This window comes from Mesorhizobium sp. B2-4-1, assembly GCF_006442185.1.
In the GTDB taxonomy this organism is placed as follows: domain Bacteria; phylum Pseudomonadota; class Alphaproteobacteria; order Rhizobiales; family Rhizobiaceae; genus Mesorhizobium.
In genome coordinates, this window is the sequence record NZ_VFVN01000003.1 from 93,803 (window position 1) to 111,245 (window position 17,443).

Consider the following 17,443-nt stretch of genomic DNA (forward strand, 5'->3'; position numbering starts at 1 on the left):
CGCCGTGAGAGGGGATGACGGGGAATGAAAAACAAGCATGTGGCCGTCCTGCTGGGTGGTTTCTCGTCCGAGCGGCCCGTGTCCCTGTCTTCGGGGAAGGCCTGTGCCGATGTGCTTGAGACGGAAGGCTATCAAGTCACGCGCGTCGATGTCGGGCGCGACGTCGGCTCCGTGCTTGCCGATCTCAGGCCCGATGTCGCCTTCAATGCGCTGCATGGTCCTTTTGGCGAGGACGGCACCATTCAGGGCATTCTCGAATATCTCGGCATTCCCTACACCCATTCCGGCGTGCTCGCCTCGGCGCTTGCGATGAACAAGGAGCAGTCGAAGAAAGTCGTGAAATTGGCCGGTGTCCCCGTCGCCGAATCGAAGGTCGCCAATCGCTTCGCCATTCAGAACAACCATCCGATGAAGCCGCCTTATGTGGTGAAGCCGGTCAATGAGGGGTCGAGCTTCGGCGTCGTGATCGTGCATGAGGGGCAGTCGCATCCGCCGCAGGTCATCGGCTCGTCCGAGTGGAAATATGGCGATACCGTCATGGTCGAGCGTTACATCCATGGGCGCGAGCTGACCTGTGCCGTCATGGGCGACGTGGCGCTTGGCGTCTGCGAGATCATCCCGACGGGCCATTCGTTCTATGACTACGATTCAAAATATGTCGCGGGCGGATCAAAACACGAATGCCCCGCAAAAGTTTCACCGAATATTTACCAAAAAATACAGACACTGGCGCTCAAGGCTCACCAAGCTGTCGGCTGTCGGGGCGTTTCCCGGTCGGACTTCCGTTATGACGATCGTCACTCCGAAAATGGCGAGGTTGTATGGCTCGAGGTCAATACCCAGCCGGGCATGACGCCGACGTCTCTGGTGCCTGAAATCGCCGCCCAGGCAGGGCATTCGTTCGGCGATCTGTTGAGTTGGATGGTGGAGGACGCTTCGTGTCTGCGTTGAAATGGGGGCAGGGCAAGGGGAAGGGCGTGGCCGGGCCGGCGCTGTTCAGCCTGCCATTGTCGTTCGACCATTTCGTGCTGCCGCGCGTGCTTCGCCGCCCGGTGCGTATCCTGGCGCGCCTGGGCGAGGGCGAATTCCAGGCGCCGCGCTTCTCCGCCGCGATCATGTCGGCAGTGCTCATTGCCTCGAGCGGCGCCTATGGCGCCTATCTCGGCGGTCATGCCGACGGCATCGTCCAGAGCATCACTGCCCGGACCGGCTTTGCCGTCGACCAGGTCAAGGTGGTCGGCAATCGCCAGACGTCCGAGATCGATATTCTCGACAGGCTCGAGCTCGATGGCTGGACGTCGCTGATCGGCTTCGATGCCGAGGCGGCGCGGGAACGCATCGCCACCTTGCCCTGGATCGAGGTCGCCGCGGTGCGCAAGGTCTATCCGCACACGTTGGAGGTGCGCGTCGAGGAGCGTCAGGCGTTCGCACTTTGGCAGCAGGGCAGCGATCTCTCCGTCATCGAAAAAGACGGTGCCGTTATCGCACCGTTCTCGGGTGGCAAGCAGGTGCTGCTGCCATTGTTGATCGGAGCCGGCGCGCCGGCCAAGGCGCCGGAATTCCTGGCGAAGATCGAAAAATACCCGGATCTCGCGACCCGCATCAGGGGCTATGTCCGTGTCGGCGATCGGCGCTGGGACCTGAAGCTCGACAACGGCATCACTGTCAAGCTTCCCGAGGATGGCGAGGATCAGGCACTCGCCGAACTCGTCGGCATGGACCATGACAAGGGGCTGTTGTCGCGCGACATCGCCGCCGTCGACATGCGGCTGTCCGACCGGCTGGTCGTGCAACTGACGCCGGAGGCGGCGACCCAGCGCGAAGCCGCGCTCAACGAGAAGCCGAAAATGCTGAAGCGCAAGCCGGAGACGAAGATATGAGCTGGCTTGGCGGTTCAAGCGATGCCTCGTCGCGCCGCTCCGGCACCTTGACGGTGCTGGATGTCGGTTCGAACAAGGTCTGCTGCATGGTGGCGAAGCTGAAGCCATGCGATGACGGCAAGCTGCTGCGCGGACGCTCGCACCGCATCCAGGTGATCGGCATCGGACACCAGAAGTCGCAGGGCGTCAAATCGGGCGTCGTCATCGATCTCGATCGTGCCGAACATGCCATTCGTCTCTCCGTCGACGCCGCCGAGCGCATGGCCGGGCTGACGGTCGATTCGCTGATCGTGAACATGACCGCCGGCCGGCTGAAGAGCGAAGCTTTCTCGGCAACCATCAATCTCGGCGGCCATGAGGCCGACGAGGCCGACATCAAGCGGGTGCTCGGTGCCGGCGCCAAGCAGGCGCTGAAGACGGAGCGCGAGGTGGTCCATTCGCTCCCCGTCGGCTTCTCGCTCGACGCTGAGCGCGGCGTGCGCGATCCGCGCGGCATGGTCGGCGACACGCTTGGCGTCGACATGCATGTGCTGACCGGCGACGCCGCTCCGATGCGCAACCTGGAGCTCTCCATCAACCGCTCGCATCTTTCGGTCGAGCGCATGGTGGCGACGCCCTATGCCAGCGGGCTGGCGGCATTGGTCGACGACGAACTGGAACTGGGCGCCGCCTGCATCGATATGGGCGGCGGCACGACGACGATCTCGGTGTTTTCGGAAGGCAAGTTCGTCCATGGCGACGCCATCGCCATCGGCGGCAACCACGTCACGCTGGACATGGCCAAGGGACTGTCCACCTCGCTCGATGCCGCCGAACGGCTGAAGGTGATGCACGGTTCGGCGTTGCCCGGCAGCGCCGATGACCGCGACCTGGTCTCGATCCAGCCGATCGGCGACGAGGGCGAAGTGCCGCTCCAGATTCCGCGCTCCGTCATGACGCGCATCGTGCGTGCCCGCATCGACGAGACGCTCGAGCTTTTGCGCGACCGGCTGAACAAGTCCGGCTACGGCAATGCGGTGGGCAAGCGCGTGGTGCTGACCGGCGGCGCCAGCCAGCTTGCCGGCCTGCCGGAAGCGGCGCGCCGCATCCTGGGGCGCAATGTGCGCATCGGCCGCCCGCTCGGCGTGGCGGGCCTGCCCGAAGCGGCGAAGGGGCCGGCCTTCTCGGCGGCCGTCGGCTTGTTGATCTATCCGCAGATGGCGAGCTTCGAGAGCCATCCGGCGAAAGGAATTTCCGGTCTCAGGATGACCGGAACGGGCGGAAAACTGCATCGCATGAGTCAGTGGTTGAGAGACAGTTTCTAATTGACGGGGACAGCCCCATAAGTGGCCGCGGCGGCGAAGCGGCAGGAAAGGCAAAGGACGGAGACAATGACCATCAATCTGCAAAAGCCGGACATCACCGAGCTTAAGCCACGCATCACCGTGTTCGGCGTCGGCGGCGGCGGCGGCAACGCCGTCAACAACATGATCACCGCCGGTCTGCGCGGCGTCGAGTTCGTTGTCGCCAACACCGACGCGCAGGCGCTGACCATGTCGAAAGCCGACCGGCTGATCCAGCTCGGCGCGCATGTCACCGAGGGGCTGGGCGCCGGATCCCAGCCTGAAGTGGGCCGCGCGGCAGCGGAAGAATGCATCGACGAGATCATCGATCACCTGTCCAACACCCATATGTGCTTCGTCACCGCGGGCATGGGCGGCGGCACGGGCACGGGAGCGGCGCCGGTCGTGGCGCGCGCCGCCCGCGAGAAGGGCATCCTCACTGTCGGCGTCGTCACCAAGCCGTTCCATTTCGAAGGCCAGCGCCGCATGAAGACGGCGGATTTCGGCATCGAGGAGCTGCAGAAATGCGTCGACACGCTGATCGTCATCCCTAACCAGAACCTGTTCCGGCTGGCCAATGACAAGACCACCTTCGCCGACGCGTTCGCCATGGCTGACCAGGTTCTCTATTCGGGTGTAGCCTGCATCACCGACCTGATGGTCAAGGAAGGCCTGATCAATCTCGACTTCGCCGACGTTCGTTCGGTGATGCGCGAGATGGGCAAGGCGATGATGGGCACCGGCGAGGCATCGGGCGAGGGCCGCGCGATGGCGGCCGCGGAAGCCGCGATCGCCAACCCGCTGCTCGACGAGACCTCGATGAAGGGCGCCAAGGGCCTGCTGATCTCGATCACCGGCGGCCGCGACCTGACGCTGTTCGAAGTCGACGAAGCGGCGACCCGCATCCGCGAGGAGGTCGACCAGGACGCCAACATCATCCTGGGCGCCACTTTCGACGAGGAGCTCGAAGGCGTCATCCGCGTCTCGGTTGTCGCCACCGGCATCGACAAGTCGGCGGCCGAAATCGCCGCCGCGCCGATCTCGATCCGCACCGCGCCGCAGAAGCCGGCCGCCCGCCCGGCCGTTGCCGCGGCGGAAAGCCGCCCCGCGCCGGTCCAGCAGGCTGCGTTCGAGCCGCGCGCCGCCGATCCGGTCGCGGAAGCGATCCAACTGGCCGAAGCAAACGCCGCGGCGATGGCACAAGCCCGTCCGGCGCCAATTGCCCATGCGGATGATTTCCGTCCGCAGAGCAAGATCTTCCAGGCTCCGCCGGCGCAGCCGCAACCGATGGTGCAGCCCGTGGTCCAGCAGATGCAGCCGGCGCCTCAGCCGCGCGAGATCCTGCGCGAAGTCCAGCAGCCGGTCGCGATGGCTCCCCAGCGCATGCCGCGCGTCGAGGACTTTCCGCCTGTCGTGAAGGCCGAGGTCGACGCCAAGAGCCGCCCGGCCGACCATGAGAACAGCGGACCGATGGGGCTCTTGAAGCGTCTGACCAACGGCCTGACGCGCCGCGAGGAAGAGCCTGCACGCCTGCAGCCGGCGCAGCCGCGCGAGCCCAAGCTGCGTCAGGCCGCACCGGAAGTGCGCCGTCTGGCAAGCCAGGACGCGCAGCTCTACGCGCCTCGTCGCGGCCAGCTCGACGACCAAGGCCGCCTGACGCCGCAGGCCAGGGCGACTCAGGAGGACGACCAGCTGGAAATTCCGGCGTTCCTGCGTCGCCAGGCCAACTGAGCGGTTAACGGGCTGTAACAATTGTTAACAGGCAAGCAAGGAATTGCTTGCCTGTTAACGTTTAAAAGAATGGAAATTCAAGCACTTAAGAGGCTATCCATACGTCGGTTGCGGTTACAAAGAGTAAGAAACCGTGATTTGGACTATCCCTGACGGGACATTATCTTCATTGCCTACCGTCGTCGGTTTGCCGGGATTTCGGGGGAAGTGACCTGGCCTGCCGATTTTTACAAGAGAGCCGCGCCCTCGGGCTGGAGAAGCGGACCTAGGCATTTCGGGCTTATGGGGATTGTCTTGCACGACTATCAGACGACAGTGAAGACGCGCGCGTCGCTTACGGGCACCGGCGTTCACAGCGGCAAGGAAGTTTCCATCAGCTTTCTCCCGGCAGATGCCGACACCGGCATCGTTTTCCAGCTTTTTAGTGAGAACGGGCAAGGTCGCGAGTTCCGCGCCCTGTTTTCCGAGATCGGCGCAACCGATCTGTGCACCATGCTCGGTGACCCCTCTGGCGAGCACATCGCCACGGTCGAGCACATCATGGCGGCGCTGTTCGGGCTCGGCATCGACAATGTCATCATCGAGATCGACGGCCATGAGGTCCCTATCCTCGACGGCAGCGCCATGGCGTTCGTCGAGGCCATAGACCAGGCCGGCATCGAAACGCTGTCGGTCAAGCGGCGCTACATCCGGATCGTCAAGCCGGTCCGCATCGAGAACGGCGCCTCCTGGGCTGAGTTCAGGCCCTATGACGGCACCCGCTTCGAGGTCGAGATCGATTTCGAAAGCCCGGCGATCGGCCGGCAGCTGTTCGCGTCCGACATCAATGCGGACATTTTCCGCCGCGACATCGCGCGCGCCCGCACCTTCGGCTTCATGAAGGACGTCGAGCGGCTGTGGGCCGCCGGCTATGCGCTGGGATCCTCGCTTGAGAATTCGCTGGTCATCGGTGACGACAACCGCGTCATCAACATGGGCGGCTTGCGCTACCCCAACGAGTTCGTACGCCATAAGACGCTGGACGCCATGGGCGACCTGGCACTGGCCGGGGCCCGCTTCATCGGCTGCTTCCGCTCCTATCGTGGCGGCCATAGGCTGAATGCGGCCGCCTTGCGGCGCGTGCTGTCGGACCGTACCGCGTTCGAGATCGTCGAAACGACCCGCCGCGAGCGCGGCCGTGCGGCCGAGATGAGCGCCGTCAACGCGCCTCTCTATGCGCCCTGGATGATCTGAGTCGCCGCCACTTTCCGGATACCATCGCAGCTCGCTGGTGTTGCATGAATGCATCATTTGCCGGCGAAATCGCAGGGATGCTCCGGCGCGGCCCGGCCGCCACAAAAATGTTCGATTGCCTAGACATAGCGTTGCCGGGCAAGGCGGTTATGGTTTATGGCTGCTGCCGTCGATAGTGCATGTCGCCTGGAAGTGGGGACCAGTTTTGGGGAAACGATATGCAACAGGCACTGAAATAACGCCGAAAGGGCGCAATCCAATCATGTTCTTCAAGCGAGTCGGTCAATTGAAAGCGCCGCAGCGGTCCGTTTTCCTGGCGCTTTCGGTGGTTGTTCCATCGCTCTTCCTGTCTGCTTGCATGTCGTCGGAAAAAGATATCGACCTGTCGACCTATGTCGATCAGACCGAGCCGGCCGACGTTCTCTACAACCAAGGGCTCGCCAATCTGAATGCCGGACGCCTCGACGAGGCGAGCAAGAAGTTCGACGCGGTCGACCGCCAGCATCCTTATTCGGAGTGGGCCCGCAAATCGATGGTGATGGGCGCGTTCGCCGACTATCGCAAGGGCAGCTACGACGAAGCGATCTCGTCGGCCAAGCGTTATCTGACGCTGTATCCGTCAACGGATGACGCGGCTTATGCGCAGTACATCATCGGCCTTAGCTACTACCGCCAGATCAAGGACGTGACGCAGGATCAGAAGGAAGCGCGCCAGACCGTGCAGACCATGCAGGATCTCGTGACGCGCTGGCCTAATTCAGAATATGTCGATGACGCCAAGGAAAAGATCCGCTTCGCCAACGACCAACTCGCCGGCAAGGAGATGCAGATCGGCCGCTATTATCTCGAACGCCGCGAATACATCGCCGCGGTCAAGCGCTTTCGCAATGTGGTCGAGAATTATTCCAACACCCGGCATGTCGAGGAGGCGCTGGCGCGCCTGACCGAGAGCTATTATGCGATGGGCCTGACTTCGGAGGCGCAGACCGCTGCCGCCGTTCTCGGCACCAATTATCCCGACAGCCCATGGTACAAGGATTCCTACAAGCTCCTGCAGAGCAACGGGCTTGCGCCGCGCGAGAATGCCGGCTCGTGGATATCCAAGGCCGGGAAACTGATCACCGGCGCCTGATGCAGGCGTAACGATGCTTTCCAGGCTGTCGATCCGCGATATCGTCCTGATCGAGAAGCTGGATATCGACTTCCAGCCCGGTCTCTCGGTGCTGACGGGCGAGACCGGCGCCGGAAAATCCATCCTGCTCGACGCTCTGTCCTTGGCGCTTGGGGCTCGCGGTGACGCTTCCCTGGTGCGCCACGGCGCGGCACAGGGCCAGGTGATTGCCGTGTTCGACGTGCCGCGCAACCATCCGGTGCGCGCGTTGCTTGCCGAGAATGCCATCGAGGACGACGGCGACATCATCCTGCGCCGCTTGCAGACTGTGGACGGCCGCACCCGCGTCTTCGTCAACGATCAGCCGTCCAGCGTGACGCTGATGCGCGACGTCGGCCGCGCGCTGGTCGAGATCCACGGCCAGCATGACGAACGCGCCCTTGTCGATCCCGGCGCGCATCGCGACGTGCTCGACGCCTTCGGCGGCCATCTCGGCGCCGTCCGGTCGGCGGCCGAGGCCTGGCGGCACTGGCGCGCCTGCGAGCAGGAGCTCTCGCGCCATCGTGCCAAGGTGGCGGCGGCGGCGCGCGAAGCGGACTACCTGCGCGCAGCGGTCACGGAGCTGACCAAGCTCGATCCGCAGCCGGGTGAGGAGACTGAGCTTGCCGACTTGCGCGCCCACATGATGCGGGCCGAGAAGATCGCCTCCGAAATCCACGACGCGCAGGACGTGCTTTCGGGTCCATCCTCGCCCTTGCCGCAACTGGCCAGCCTGCTCAGGCGGTTGCAGCGCAAGGCCGGCGAGGCCCCCGGGCTGCTCGACGAAGTGGTCAAGTCGCTGGATGAGGCGATGCTGTCGCTCGACGCGGCGCAGTCGGGTGTCGAGGCGGCTTTGCGCGCCACCGAATATGATCCACAGCGGCTGGAAAAGGCGGAAGAGCGATTGTTTTCGCTGCGCGCGGCATCGCGCAAGCACAGCGTTGCCGTCGATGATTTGGCGCAATTGCGCGACACGATGGTTGCCGATCTTGCCGATCTCGATGCCGGCGAGGAGCGCCTTCATGGGCTGGAAAAGCAGGCGGCCGCAGCGCGCGAAGCCTATGATATCGCCGCCGCGCAGTTGTCCTCGCTTCGCCATGCCGCGGCGGTCGGGCTGACCAAGGCGGTGATGGCCGAACTGCCGGCGCTTAAGCTCGAACGCGCCGCCTTCATCGTCGAGATGAAGAGCGAGGCCGAGAGCCGCATGGAAGAGGGCATCGACCAGATCGAGTTCTGGGTGCGCACCAATCCCGGCACGCGACCCGGGCCGATGATGAAGGTTGCTTCCGGCGGCGAGCTTTCGCGCTTCCTGCTGGCGCTGAAGGTGGCGCTGGCCGACCGGGGCTCGGCGCCAACGCTGGTCTTCGATGAAATCGACACAGGGGTGGGCGGCGCCGTCGCGGATGCCATCGGCCAGCGGCTGGCAAGATTGTCCAGGCGCGTGCAGGTGCTCTCGGTCACCCATGCGCCGCAGGTGGCGGCCCGCGCGGCGACGCACTTCCTGATCTCCAAGTCCGGCAGCACCGACAAGGTCGCGACCGGCATCGCCGAAATGGACCGGGCGGCGCGCCAGGAAGAGATCGCGCGCATGCTGGCCGGCGCCACCATCACCGACGAAGCGCGCGCGGCCGCCGAGAGATTGCTGCGGGAGAATACGGCGGCTGCCTGAAAGCTCGTTTCCCGTGAAGGCGAGTCAGGATATGGCTGCATCCTGCTGTTCAGGAATGATTTTTTCGCAGGCCGGCTCCCTCCTGCCAAATCCTGATTTATAGTGGCGCCCAACCAAAGTGCGCTGCGCCTTGGTTATTGTTTTGTGCATGTCGTTGCCCCAAAATCGCACCATATTTTGGGCGGCGTGCATTGGTCAGGGAAGCCGTGCGATGTCTGAAAGACCAGTCGATTCACTCAGTGAGAGCGAAGCCGAAGCGGAGCTGAAGCGCCTGGCGCAGGAGATCGCGGAGCACGACCGCCGCTACCATACCGAGGACGCGCCTGTTATCACCGACGCCGCCTATGATGCGCTGACCCGGCGCAACTTCGCCATCGAGCAGCGCTTTCCCGCCCTGGTGCGCGAGGATTCGCCATCGCGCAGGGTCGGTGCCGCGCCGGCGGAAGGCTTTGCCAAGGTGCGCCATGCCGTGCCCATGCTCAGCCTCGCCAAGGCCTATACCGACGAGGACGTCGCAGATTTCATCGAACGCGGCCGGCGCTTCTTCGACCGCGACAAGGATCTCGACATCGCCTTCACGGCCGAACCGAAGATCGACGGCCTGTCGGCCTCGCTGCGTTACGAGAACGGCGTGTTCGTGCAGGGCGCAACGCGCGGCGATGGCGCTGTCGGCGAAGACATCACCGCCAATCTGAGGACCATCGCCGATATTCCCGGCAGGCTGAAAGGCTCGGGCTGGCCCGAAATCATCGAGATACGCGGCGAGGTCTACATGACCTATGCGGAATTCGAGGCGCTGAAGCAACGCTCGGCGGCCGCCGGCGGCCAGGACTATGTCAATCCGCGCAATACGGCGGCTGGGTCGCTGCGCCAGAAGGATCCATCGGTCACCGCCAGCCGGAACCTCAAATTCCTTGCCTATGCCTGGGGCTACACGACAGCCGACCCCGCTCCGACACAATACGATTCGGTGCAGAAATTCGCGGAATGGGGCTTCAAAGTCAGCCCGCTGATGGTGCGGGCGAGGTCGGTCGGCGAGCTGATCGCGCATTATCACCGCATCGAGGAACAGCGTTCTTCCTTGGGCTACGACATCGACGGCGTCGTCTACAAGGTCGACCAACTGGAGTTGCAGCGCCGGTGGGGCTTCGTCACCGGCGAACCGCGCTGGGCCATCGCGCACAAATTTCCGGCCGAACAGGCGATGACGACCGTGCAGAAGATCGATATCCAGGTCGGGCGCACCGGCACGCTGGCGCCGGTAGCGAGGCTTGCGCCCGTGACAGTCGGGGGCGTCGTGGTCGAGAACGTCACGCTGCACAACGAAGACTATATCAAGGGTTTCGACAGCAACGGCCAGCCGATCCGCGACGGCATCGACGTGCGCATCGGCGACACCGTGGTGATCCAGCGGGCAGGGGATGTCATCCCGCAGATCGTCAGTGTCGTCGTCGACAAGCGTCCGCCGGATGCCGTGCCTTACGAATTCCCACATACTTGCCCGATCTGCGGCTCGCCGGCGACGCGCGAAATCAACGAGAAGACCGGCAAGGAGGATTCCCGCAGGCGTTGCACGGGCGAACTGATCTGCCCCGCGCAAGCCGTGGAAGGGCTGCGCCACTTCGTGTCGCGCGGGGCCATGGATATCGAGGGACTAGGCGCGGAAAACATCGACCTGTTCTTCAATGCGGGCCTGGTCAAGACGGCCGCCGACATCTTCACGCTCAGGGATCGGCGTCCCGCCGTCACCAAGGCGCTGGCCGAGCGGCGCGAGGAGCAGGCGAGGCAGCGCGAGGCGGCGTCGGGCAAGACGCGCAAGAACGTGCGCAGCGTCGAGGACCGCAACTATGAAGGGTTGGACAAGCTCTTTGCGGCGATCGATTCGCGCCGCGAACCCGAGCTCGACCGCTTCATCTTTGCGCTTGGGATCCGCCATATCGGCGAAACGACGGCGGCCGTGCTTGCCCGGACGTTTTCGACAATCGAGGAACTGATCCGCGTCGGCAAGGAGACCGCGGCGGCTGACGATCCGCATAGTGTCTTCCCGTCGATCAACGGCATCGGCGATACGGTGATCAACGCGCTGGCCGATTTCTTCGGCAATGAGCGCAATGACGACGTGCTTGAGGCGTTGCTTAAACAGGTCAGGCCGAAGCCGTATGTCGTCACCGTCTCGGCCGACAGCGTGGTCGCGGGCAAGACCGTCGTGTTCACGGGCTCGCTGGAAAAGATGACGCGTTCCGAAGCCAAGGCGATGGCCGAACGGCTGGGCGCGAAGGTGGCGGGCTCGGTTTCGGCCAAGACCGATCTGGTGGTGGCGGGGCCCGGCGCCGGCTCGAAACTCAAGCTTGCCAGTGAACTCGGCATCGAGGTCATAGACGAGGACGCGTGGCTGCAGCGGATCGGCAAGGCATGATGTCAGGCGAATTCAAGGGGTTCGGCCAGAAGGCTATTCCGTTCCTGAAGGCACTTGATTTCCACCAGAGTCGCGAGTGGTTCGTAGAGAATCGCGACCTGTTCGAACAGGAATTGCGCGATCCGCTGGGCGATCTGGTGGAGACGCTCACACGCCGTTTCGGCGAGGCCGGGCTCGGCCTCAAGGGCGACCGCAAGAAATCACTGTTCCGGATCAACCGGGACGTGCGCTTCGCCAAGGACAAGCGGCCTTACAACCGGCATCTGTCGGCGATCCTGTCGCCCGACGGCACCAAGATGGAGCAGGGCGTGTTCTATGTCCACGTCGGGCTGGAACGCTGCTTCGCCGACATTGCCTGGTGGCAGCCCGCCCCGGAACTGTTGCTCGCCATGCGCAAGGCCATCGCGGCAAGGCCCGACAGGTTCCGCGCCCTGGTGGCCGCCTTGAAGAAGAATGGTCTTGAGTTCGAGACGGAGGGCCGCATGAAGCGCACGCCGCGGGGCTTCGAGCATGTCGGTGATTCCGATCTGGCCGAGGCCATCCGCAACCGTCATTTCTACGTCCAGCATGTCATCGATCCGGCGGGGATCCACACGGCGGCGCTGGTCGACGAGCTGGTCGATTTCACCATGCGCGCCAAGCCGCTGCTCGATTGGGGGAGGGCGATCGAGGGCAAGGTGGCGCAGGGCTAGGATTGGTCCTGGCAATCATTTCCGCTGATTGTTGGGCTCAACCGAATTCGTGTGACAAGGCGGGCCACGCTACCTAGATCAGGCCATTCTCCTGGGAGTTATCCATGGTGTCGGATGCAATTTCCGAGAACGGCGCAAAGAGCGATTTCTGGCAAGGCGTGCGGCTTTCCATGCCGGTCGTTGTGGCGTCGGCGCCGTTCGGGGTGCTGTTCGGGGCGCTGGCCGTCGACAATGGCTTCTCGGTGTTCGAAGCCTTCCTGATGAGTGCGATGATTTTCGGCGGCGCCAGCCAGATGGTCGGCATCGAGCTGTTCGGCCAGCATGTCGCGCCGTGGCTGATCGTGCTGTCAATCTTCGCCGTCAATTTTCGCCACGTGCTCTATTCGGCCGGTATCGGCCGGCGCATAGCGCACTGGCCTGTGGTCAGCCAAGCGCTCGGCTTCTTCATCCTCACCGATCCGCAATTCGCCGTCGCCGAGGCGAGGGCGCAATCCGGCGAGACGGTCGGCTTCGCCTGGTATCTCGGGCTCGGCCTGCCGGTCTATGTATTCTGGGTGATCGAAAGCGCGCTCGGCGCGGTGTTCGGCAAGCTCATCCCCGACACGCATGCGCTGGGCATCGATTTCCTGCTGCCGATCTATTTCCTTGGCCTGGTGATGGGCTTCCGCAAGCGGCCGTTGTGGCTGCCGGTGGTCGTCGCCAGTGCTTGCGCCTCGATCGTCGCCTACAAGACGGTAGGTTCGCCCTGGCACGTCTCGATCGGCGCCATCGCCGGCATGCTGCTGGCCGTCATCCTGCCGCCCCACCACTCAGGCGTGAAGGCACGGCCATGAGCACGACGTTCTGGATCATCATCGCCGGCGCGATCGCCACTTATCTTACGCGCATCGGCGGACATCTGGTCATCTCGCGCTTCGACAATATCCATCCGCGCGTCGAGGCCGGCCTCAACGCGGTGCCGGCGGCGGTGCTGACGACATTGGTGGCGCCGGAACTGTTGAATGCCGGACCGGCGGAATGGGCGGCGTTGGTTGTCACCGCTGTGGTTTCGCTGCGCGGCGGGCTGATGGCGATGTTTTTGGCTGGTGCGGCGATGCTGATCCTGGCGCGGCAGTTCGTGGGGTAGAGTTCCGGGCGCGATCGTTCGAACGCTGGCGCCGCCTTAGACGTACTCAAATCTTAGCGCCATGCGGTAACGGCGCCGTTGCCTTTTCCAGCCAGGCCAGCGTCTCGCCGTCGAGCATCGGCCCGATCTCGGCCAGCACGCGGGCGTGGTAGGTGTCGAGCCAATGCAGCTCGTCGCGGGTCAACAAATCCGAGCGCACCAGCCTGACGTCGATCGGCGCCAGGGTCAGCGTCTCGAAACCGTGCATGGCGATGTCGCCGCCGTCGATCTGCTCGGCCGGCGTCACCAGGATGAGGTTCTCGATGCGGATGCCGTAAGAACCTTCCTTGTAATAGCCCGGCTCGTTGGACAGCATCATGCCTTCGAGCAGCTTTTCGGTGCCCGTGCGGGCGATGCGTTGCGGGCCTTCGTGCACCGCCAGATAAGAGCCGACGCCATGGCCGGTGCCGTGGGCGAAGTCGCAGCCGTGCTTCCACAGCGCCATGCGGGCGACGGCGTCGATTTCCGAGCCGCGCGTGCCGGCGGGGAAACGCAGCGTGGAAATGCCGATCATGCCTTTCAGCACGAGCGTGAAGCGTTCGCGCATTTCCTCGGTCGGCTGGCCGATCGGCACGGTGCGGGTGATGTCGGTGGTGCCGTCCTGATATTGGGCGCCGGAATCGAGCAGGAACAGCTCGCCGGCCTGGAGCTTGCGGCTGGTGGCGCGTGAGACGCGGTAGTGCATGATGGCGCCATTCGGGCCGGCGCCCGAAATGGTGTCGAAGGAGACGTCGCGCAGCGGCATTTGCGTTTCCTCGCCGGTCTGCCGGCGCGTCTCTTCCAGCCGGGTGACGACCGCGATCTCGTCGAGCGAGCCGGGCTTCTGGCGGTCGAGCCAGCACAAAAGCTTCGCCACCGCCGCGCCATCGCGCCGATGCGCGGCGCGCGAGCCGTTGATCTCGGCCTGGTTCTTGGTGGCGCGCGGGATGCGGGCCGGGTCGGGAGCGGCAATCACCTCGCCGCCATTGTCCTCGACCAGCATGCGCAGCCTGTCGGCGGCCAAAACGGGGTCTAGCGCGATTTTCGCGCCGCTCTTGGCCAGCGCCACGACCGCTGCCTCGAATTCACCGGGCTCATGGGGCTCGGCAAGCTGGGTGAGATACGCCGCAACCTGGCGCGAGAATTTTCGGCTGTCCATGAATAGCCGGTGCCGTCCGTCGGCAGCGAGGACAGCAAAGCCGAGCGCCAGCGGCGTGTGCGGTACGTCGCCGCCACGGATGTTGAAGGCCCAGGCGATCGAGGAGGGATCCGTCAGCACCGCATGGGTGGCGCCCTCCTGGCCGATCGCCGCCGCCAGCCGCGCCAGCTTGTCCTTGGCGAGCTCGCCGGCAAAACCGATGGGATGGAGTTCGACAGGAGCGACCGGTGCATCCGGCTGATCCTTCCAGATTATGTCGATCGGGTTCGCCTCGAGCGGCACCAGCACGGCGCCGGTCTTTTCGGCCGAGGCCCGCAGCGCCTTGACCTCGCCGATCGTGTGCAGCCAGGGGTCGAAGCCGAGCCGCGCGCCCTTGCCGAGGTTATCCTTGAGCCAATTTGCAGGCGGATTGTCGACCAGGCTCTCGATCGAGAAGATACCGAGATCAACCTCGCCGCGCACCTGCAGCGTGTAGCGTCCGTCGACGAAGATGAAGGCGCGGTCGCGCAGGATGATGGCAACGCCGGCGGAGCCGCTGAAGCCGGTCAGCCATTTTAGCCGCGCCGAGCGGTCGGCGACATATTCGCCCTGATGCTCGTCGGCGCGGGGAACGACAAATCCATCCAGGCCGTTTTCCGCCAGCCATTGGCGCAGCAGCGCCACGCGCGGTCTGCCGACGGCCGGATTGCCAGCGGAATCAAAGGTCTGGAACATGGTGGCGTCTCCCTCGGATAGTGCCCGACCGTAGCGCATGGAGCTGGAAACCGGAATCGATTTCAGCAGGGCCAGACGGGGCTGCGTCACCGTTTGAGATGGATCGTCACCCAGCCTTCGCGGTGCAGCGTTCTGACATGGCGAAAGCTCTGGCCGACATAGGCGGAGATCACCGCATCGCGCTGCCGGTCGAGGATGCCTGACAGCACCAGCGAGCCGCCGAGGCTGATGTGTCGCGCCATTTCCGGAGCAAGCCGCATCAGCGGCCGCGCCAATATGTTGGCGATGATCAGGTCGAAAGGCGCACGCCTGGCAAAGATCGGATGGTGGAATCCGGGTGCGGTCACTGTTTCCACCAGCGCCTTGACGTGGTTGAGCCGCGCATTGGCGGCGGCAACGCTTACCGCCACCGGATCGATGTCGGTCGCCAGCACGGGAATATGGAAGAGCTTGGCCACAGCGATGGCCAGCACCGCGCTGCCGGTGCCGAGATCGAGCGCGTTGCGCGGCCGCTCGCGCCGCGTCACCTTTTCCAGCATTTCCAGGCATCCGGCGGTGGTGCCGTGGTGGCCGGTGCCGAAGGCCAGCCCCGCTTCGATCTCGATGGCAAGCTCGCCACTGTGGCGTTTACGGCGATCATGCGCGCCATGCACGAAGAAACGGCCGGCACGCACCGGTTTCAGCCCTTCCAGCGAGCGCGCCACCCAGTCGATATCGGGCAAGGTCTCGCGCTCGACCGGCCTGGACAGGGCTAGCCCTGCCAGAATGTCCTTCACCCGCGCCTCGACCGCATCGACATCGCCGTCGGCATAGAGAGAGACTTCATGAACGTCCGCGTCCTCATCGACCTCCAGCACGGCTATCGGCAAGCCTTCGTCCTCAAAGGCGGCATCGAGGGCGGCGAAAATTCTGGTGGATTCGATCTTGCCGGCGGTGAAATGGAGCCGCGTCTGGGTCATGGATTCGCATCAGCCCTTGGCCGCGAGGCGTTTGAGCTTTTCCACCGCGGTGTCGGCGCTTTCGCCATAGGCGATCGTGCCGGCGAAATCGCCCTTGCCGTTGAGCAGCAGCACCGAGGCGGTATGGTCCATCGTGTAGTCGCCGTCGCCGGTGTCGACCTTCTTCCAGTAGATGCCGAAGGACTTCGCCATGGCGTGGACTTTGTCCGGGTCGCCCGATATGCCGGTGATGCGGTCAGAGAAATTGCTGACATAGGCGTTCATGACCGCGGGGGTGTCGCGCTCCGGATCGACCGAGACGAAGTAGGCATGCAGGTTCTTGCCATCGTCACCAAGCGTCTTCAGCCAGCCGGACAGTTCGAACAGCGTGGTCGGGCAGACCTCTGGGCAATGGGTGAAGCCGAAGAAGACGACGCTGGGGTGGCCCCGGAAGGCGGCTTCGGTGATCGGCGCGCCTTTCTGGTCGACCAGCGTAAAGGCGGCACCGAAAGGCTCGCCGCCATAGTGGCCGCGATACCAGTCGAAGGTCAGCCAGCCTATGCCGGCCGCCATCAGGACGAGAATGCCGACCAGTATTGAGCGCATCATCAGTAGGATTCCGTCTTGTAATTTCATCGGCATGCCGGCCATGGCCAGGCAGCCCTTGGTTCGGCGAACAGTCTTAGCGGTTCGACCGGGTACACGCAAAGGTGCCGCGTTGACGCAACCGGCCGTGACCTATCCCGGCGTTTTGATCGGGGCCGGCGGCTTGCAATGCGATGTCCTTCGCCCCACCTAAGACCGGCAAACTTGAACCTCGGAGGCTATCTTGCAACGACTGATTGGGCGAAATCTGATCGGCGGCGCTCTGGCCGCGTGCCTTGTCCTTGGCGCCGGTGCCGCAGTCGCCGATGAAGTCGGCAAGGTCGGCGTCGACTGGCTCGGCAACGACATCATCGTCGAAGCGATCAAGGACCCGAAGGTGGACGGCGTCACCTGCCACGTGTCCTATTTCGACCGCGGCATCATCGACCGCCTGCACAAGGGCAACTGGTTCGAAGATCCTTCCGATTCCTCGATTTCGTGCCGCCAGACCGGTCCGATCACCATCGGCGACATCGACATGAGCGAAGGCGGCGAGGAGGTGTTCAAGCAAGGCATCAGCCTGATCTGGAAGAAGCAGGTGGTGAACCGCATCTACGACAAGGCCAACGAGACGCTGATCTACCTCTCGCATTCGCGCCAGGTGCAGAACGGCTCGGCCAAGATGTCGGTCACCACCGTGCCGCTCTACGGCCAGAACGTGGTGTGGACGAAGGGCAAGCCGAAATAGATGTTCTTTCGTGCAATTGACCTGACCGACAATTGCTCCCGGCTTGCGGGAGCTATTGCCCT

At 64.0% G+C, this 17,443-nt stretch carries 15 protein-coding genes; 12 read left to right on the forward strand and 3 right to left on the reverse strand.

Annotated features, from left to right (window positions below):
• Positions 1-24: 24 nt before the first annotated feature.
• The 11 genes from FJ949_RS08790 to FJ949_RS08840 all read left to right on the forward strand — a co-directional run bounded on the left by FJ949_RS08790 (position 25) and on the right by FJ949_RS08840 (position 13,219).
• Complete coding sequence (locus tag FJ949_RS08790; protein WP_140495223.1) at positions 25-951, forward strand: D-alanine--D-alanine ligase; 927 nt, start codon at positions 25-27, stop codon at positions 949-951.
• A complete protein-coding gene (locus FJ949_RS08795; protein ID WP_140495225.1) occupies positions 939-1,880 on the forward strand; it encodes a cell division protein FtsQ/DivIB in 942 nt (313 codons plus the stop codon). The genes FJ949_RS08790 and FJ949_RS08795 overlap by 13 nt, the downstream gene beginning before the upstream one ends.
• A complete protein-coding gene (gene ftsA / locus FJ949_RS08800) occupies positions 1,877-3,184 on the forward strand; it encodes a cell division protein FtsA (RefSeq protein WP_140495227.1) in 1,308 nt (435 codons plus the stop codon). Before FJ949_RS08795 ends, ftsA begins: the two co-directional genes overlap by 4 nt.
• 66 nt (positions 3,185-3,250) lie before the next feature.
• Positions 3,251-4,933 (forward strand): cell division protein FtsZ, encoded by a 1,683-nt coding sequence (gene ftsZ / locus FJ949_RS08805; protein WP_140495229.1) that lies wholly within the window; start codon positions 3,251-3,253, stop codon positions 4,931-4,933.
• A gap of 282 nt (positions 4,934-5,215) precedes the next feature.
• Entirely contained in the window at positions 5,216-6,166 is a 951-nt protein-coding gene (gene lpxC / locus FJ949_RS08810) for a UDP-3-O-acyl-N-acetylglucosamine deacetylase (protein ID WP_140495231.1), read from the forward strand.
• 262 nt (positions 6,167-6,428) lie between these two features.
• Complete coding sequence (locus FJ949_RS08815) at positions 6,429-7,298, forward strand: outer membrane protein assembly factor BamD (protein ID WP_140495233.1); 870 nt, start codon at positions 6,429-6,431, stop codon at positions 7,296-7,298.
• Positions 7,299-7,311: 13 nt separating this feature from the next.
• Complete coding sequence (gene recN / locus FJ949_RS08820; RefSeq protein ID WP_140495235.1) at positions 7,312-8,985, forward strand: DNA repair protein RecN; 1,674 nt, start codon at positions 7,312-7,314, stop codon at positions 8,983-8,985.
• A gap of 211 nt (positions 8,986-9,196) precedes the next feature.
• Positions 9,197-11,401 (forward strand): NAD-dependent DNA ligase LigA, encoded by a 2,205-nt coding sequence (ligA, locus tag FJ949_RS08825; protein ID WP_140495237.1) that lies wholly within the window; start codon positions 9,197-9,199, stop codon positions 11,399-11,401.
• Positions 11,401-12,093 (forward strand): TIGR02453 family protein, encoded by a 693-nt coding sequence (locus FJ949_RS08830; RefSeq protein WP_140495860.1) that lies wholly within the window; start codon positions 11,401-11,403, stop codon positions 12,091-12,093. Before ligA ends, FJ949_RS08830 begins: the two co-directional genes overlap by 1 nt.
• A gap of 104 nt (positions 12,094-12,197) precedes the next feature.
• Positions 12,198-12,926, forward strand: a complete 729-nt coding sequence (locus FJ949_RS08835; RefSeq protein WP_140495239.1) for an AzlC family ABC transporter permease — start codon at positions 12,198-12,200, stop codon at positions 12,924-12,926.
• Positions 12,923-13,219 carry an AzlD family protein gene (locus FJ949_RS08840; RefSeq protein WP_140495242.1) on the forward strand — a complete coding sequence of 99 codons (297 nt, stop codon included), beginning with the start codon at positions 12,923-12,925 and terminating at the stop codon, positions 13,217-13,219. Before FJ949_RS08835 ends, FJ949_RS08840 begins: the two co-directional genes overlap by 4 nt.
• 46 nt (positions 13,220-13,265) lie before the next feature.
• Here FJ949_RS08840 and FJ949_RS08845 read toward each other — a convergent pair whose 3' ends face one another.
• The 3 genes from FJ949_RS08845 to FJ949_RS08855 form a co-directional block, all read right to left on the reverse strand.
• Positions 13,266-15,110 carry an aminopeptidase P family protein gene (locus tag FJ949_RS08845; protein ID WP_140495244.1) on the reverse strand — a complete coding sequence of 615 codons (1,845 nt, stop codon included), beginning with the start codon at positions 15,108-15,110 and terminating at the stop codon, positions 13,266-13,268.
• 86 nt (positions 15,111-15,196) lie between these two features.
• Positions 15,197-16,069 (reverse strand): 50S ribosomal protein L11 methyltransferase, encoded by an 873-nt coding sequence (locus FJ949_RS08850; RefSeq protein WP_140495246.1) that lies wholly within the window; start codon positions 16,067-16,069, stop codon positions 15,197-15,199.
• 9 nt (positions 16,070-16,078) lie between these two features.
• Positions 16,079-16,657, reverse strand: coding sequence for an SCO family protein (locus FJ949_RS08855; protein WP_140495247.1), 579 nt, complete (start codon positions 16,655-16,657; stop codon positions 16,079-16,081).
• Between the two features lie 220 nt (positions 16,658-16,877).
• Between FJ949_RS08855 and FJ949_RS08860 the strand changes: the two genes are divergently transcribed.
• A complete protein-coding gene (locus FJ949_RS08860) occupies positions 16,878-17,381 on the forward strand; it encodes a CreA family protein (protein ID WP_140630936.1) in 504 nt (167 codons plus the stop codon).
• Positions 17,382-17,443 lie beyond the last annotated feature (62 nt).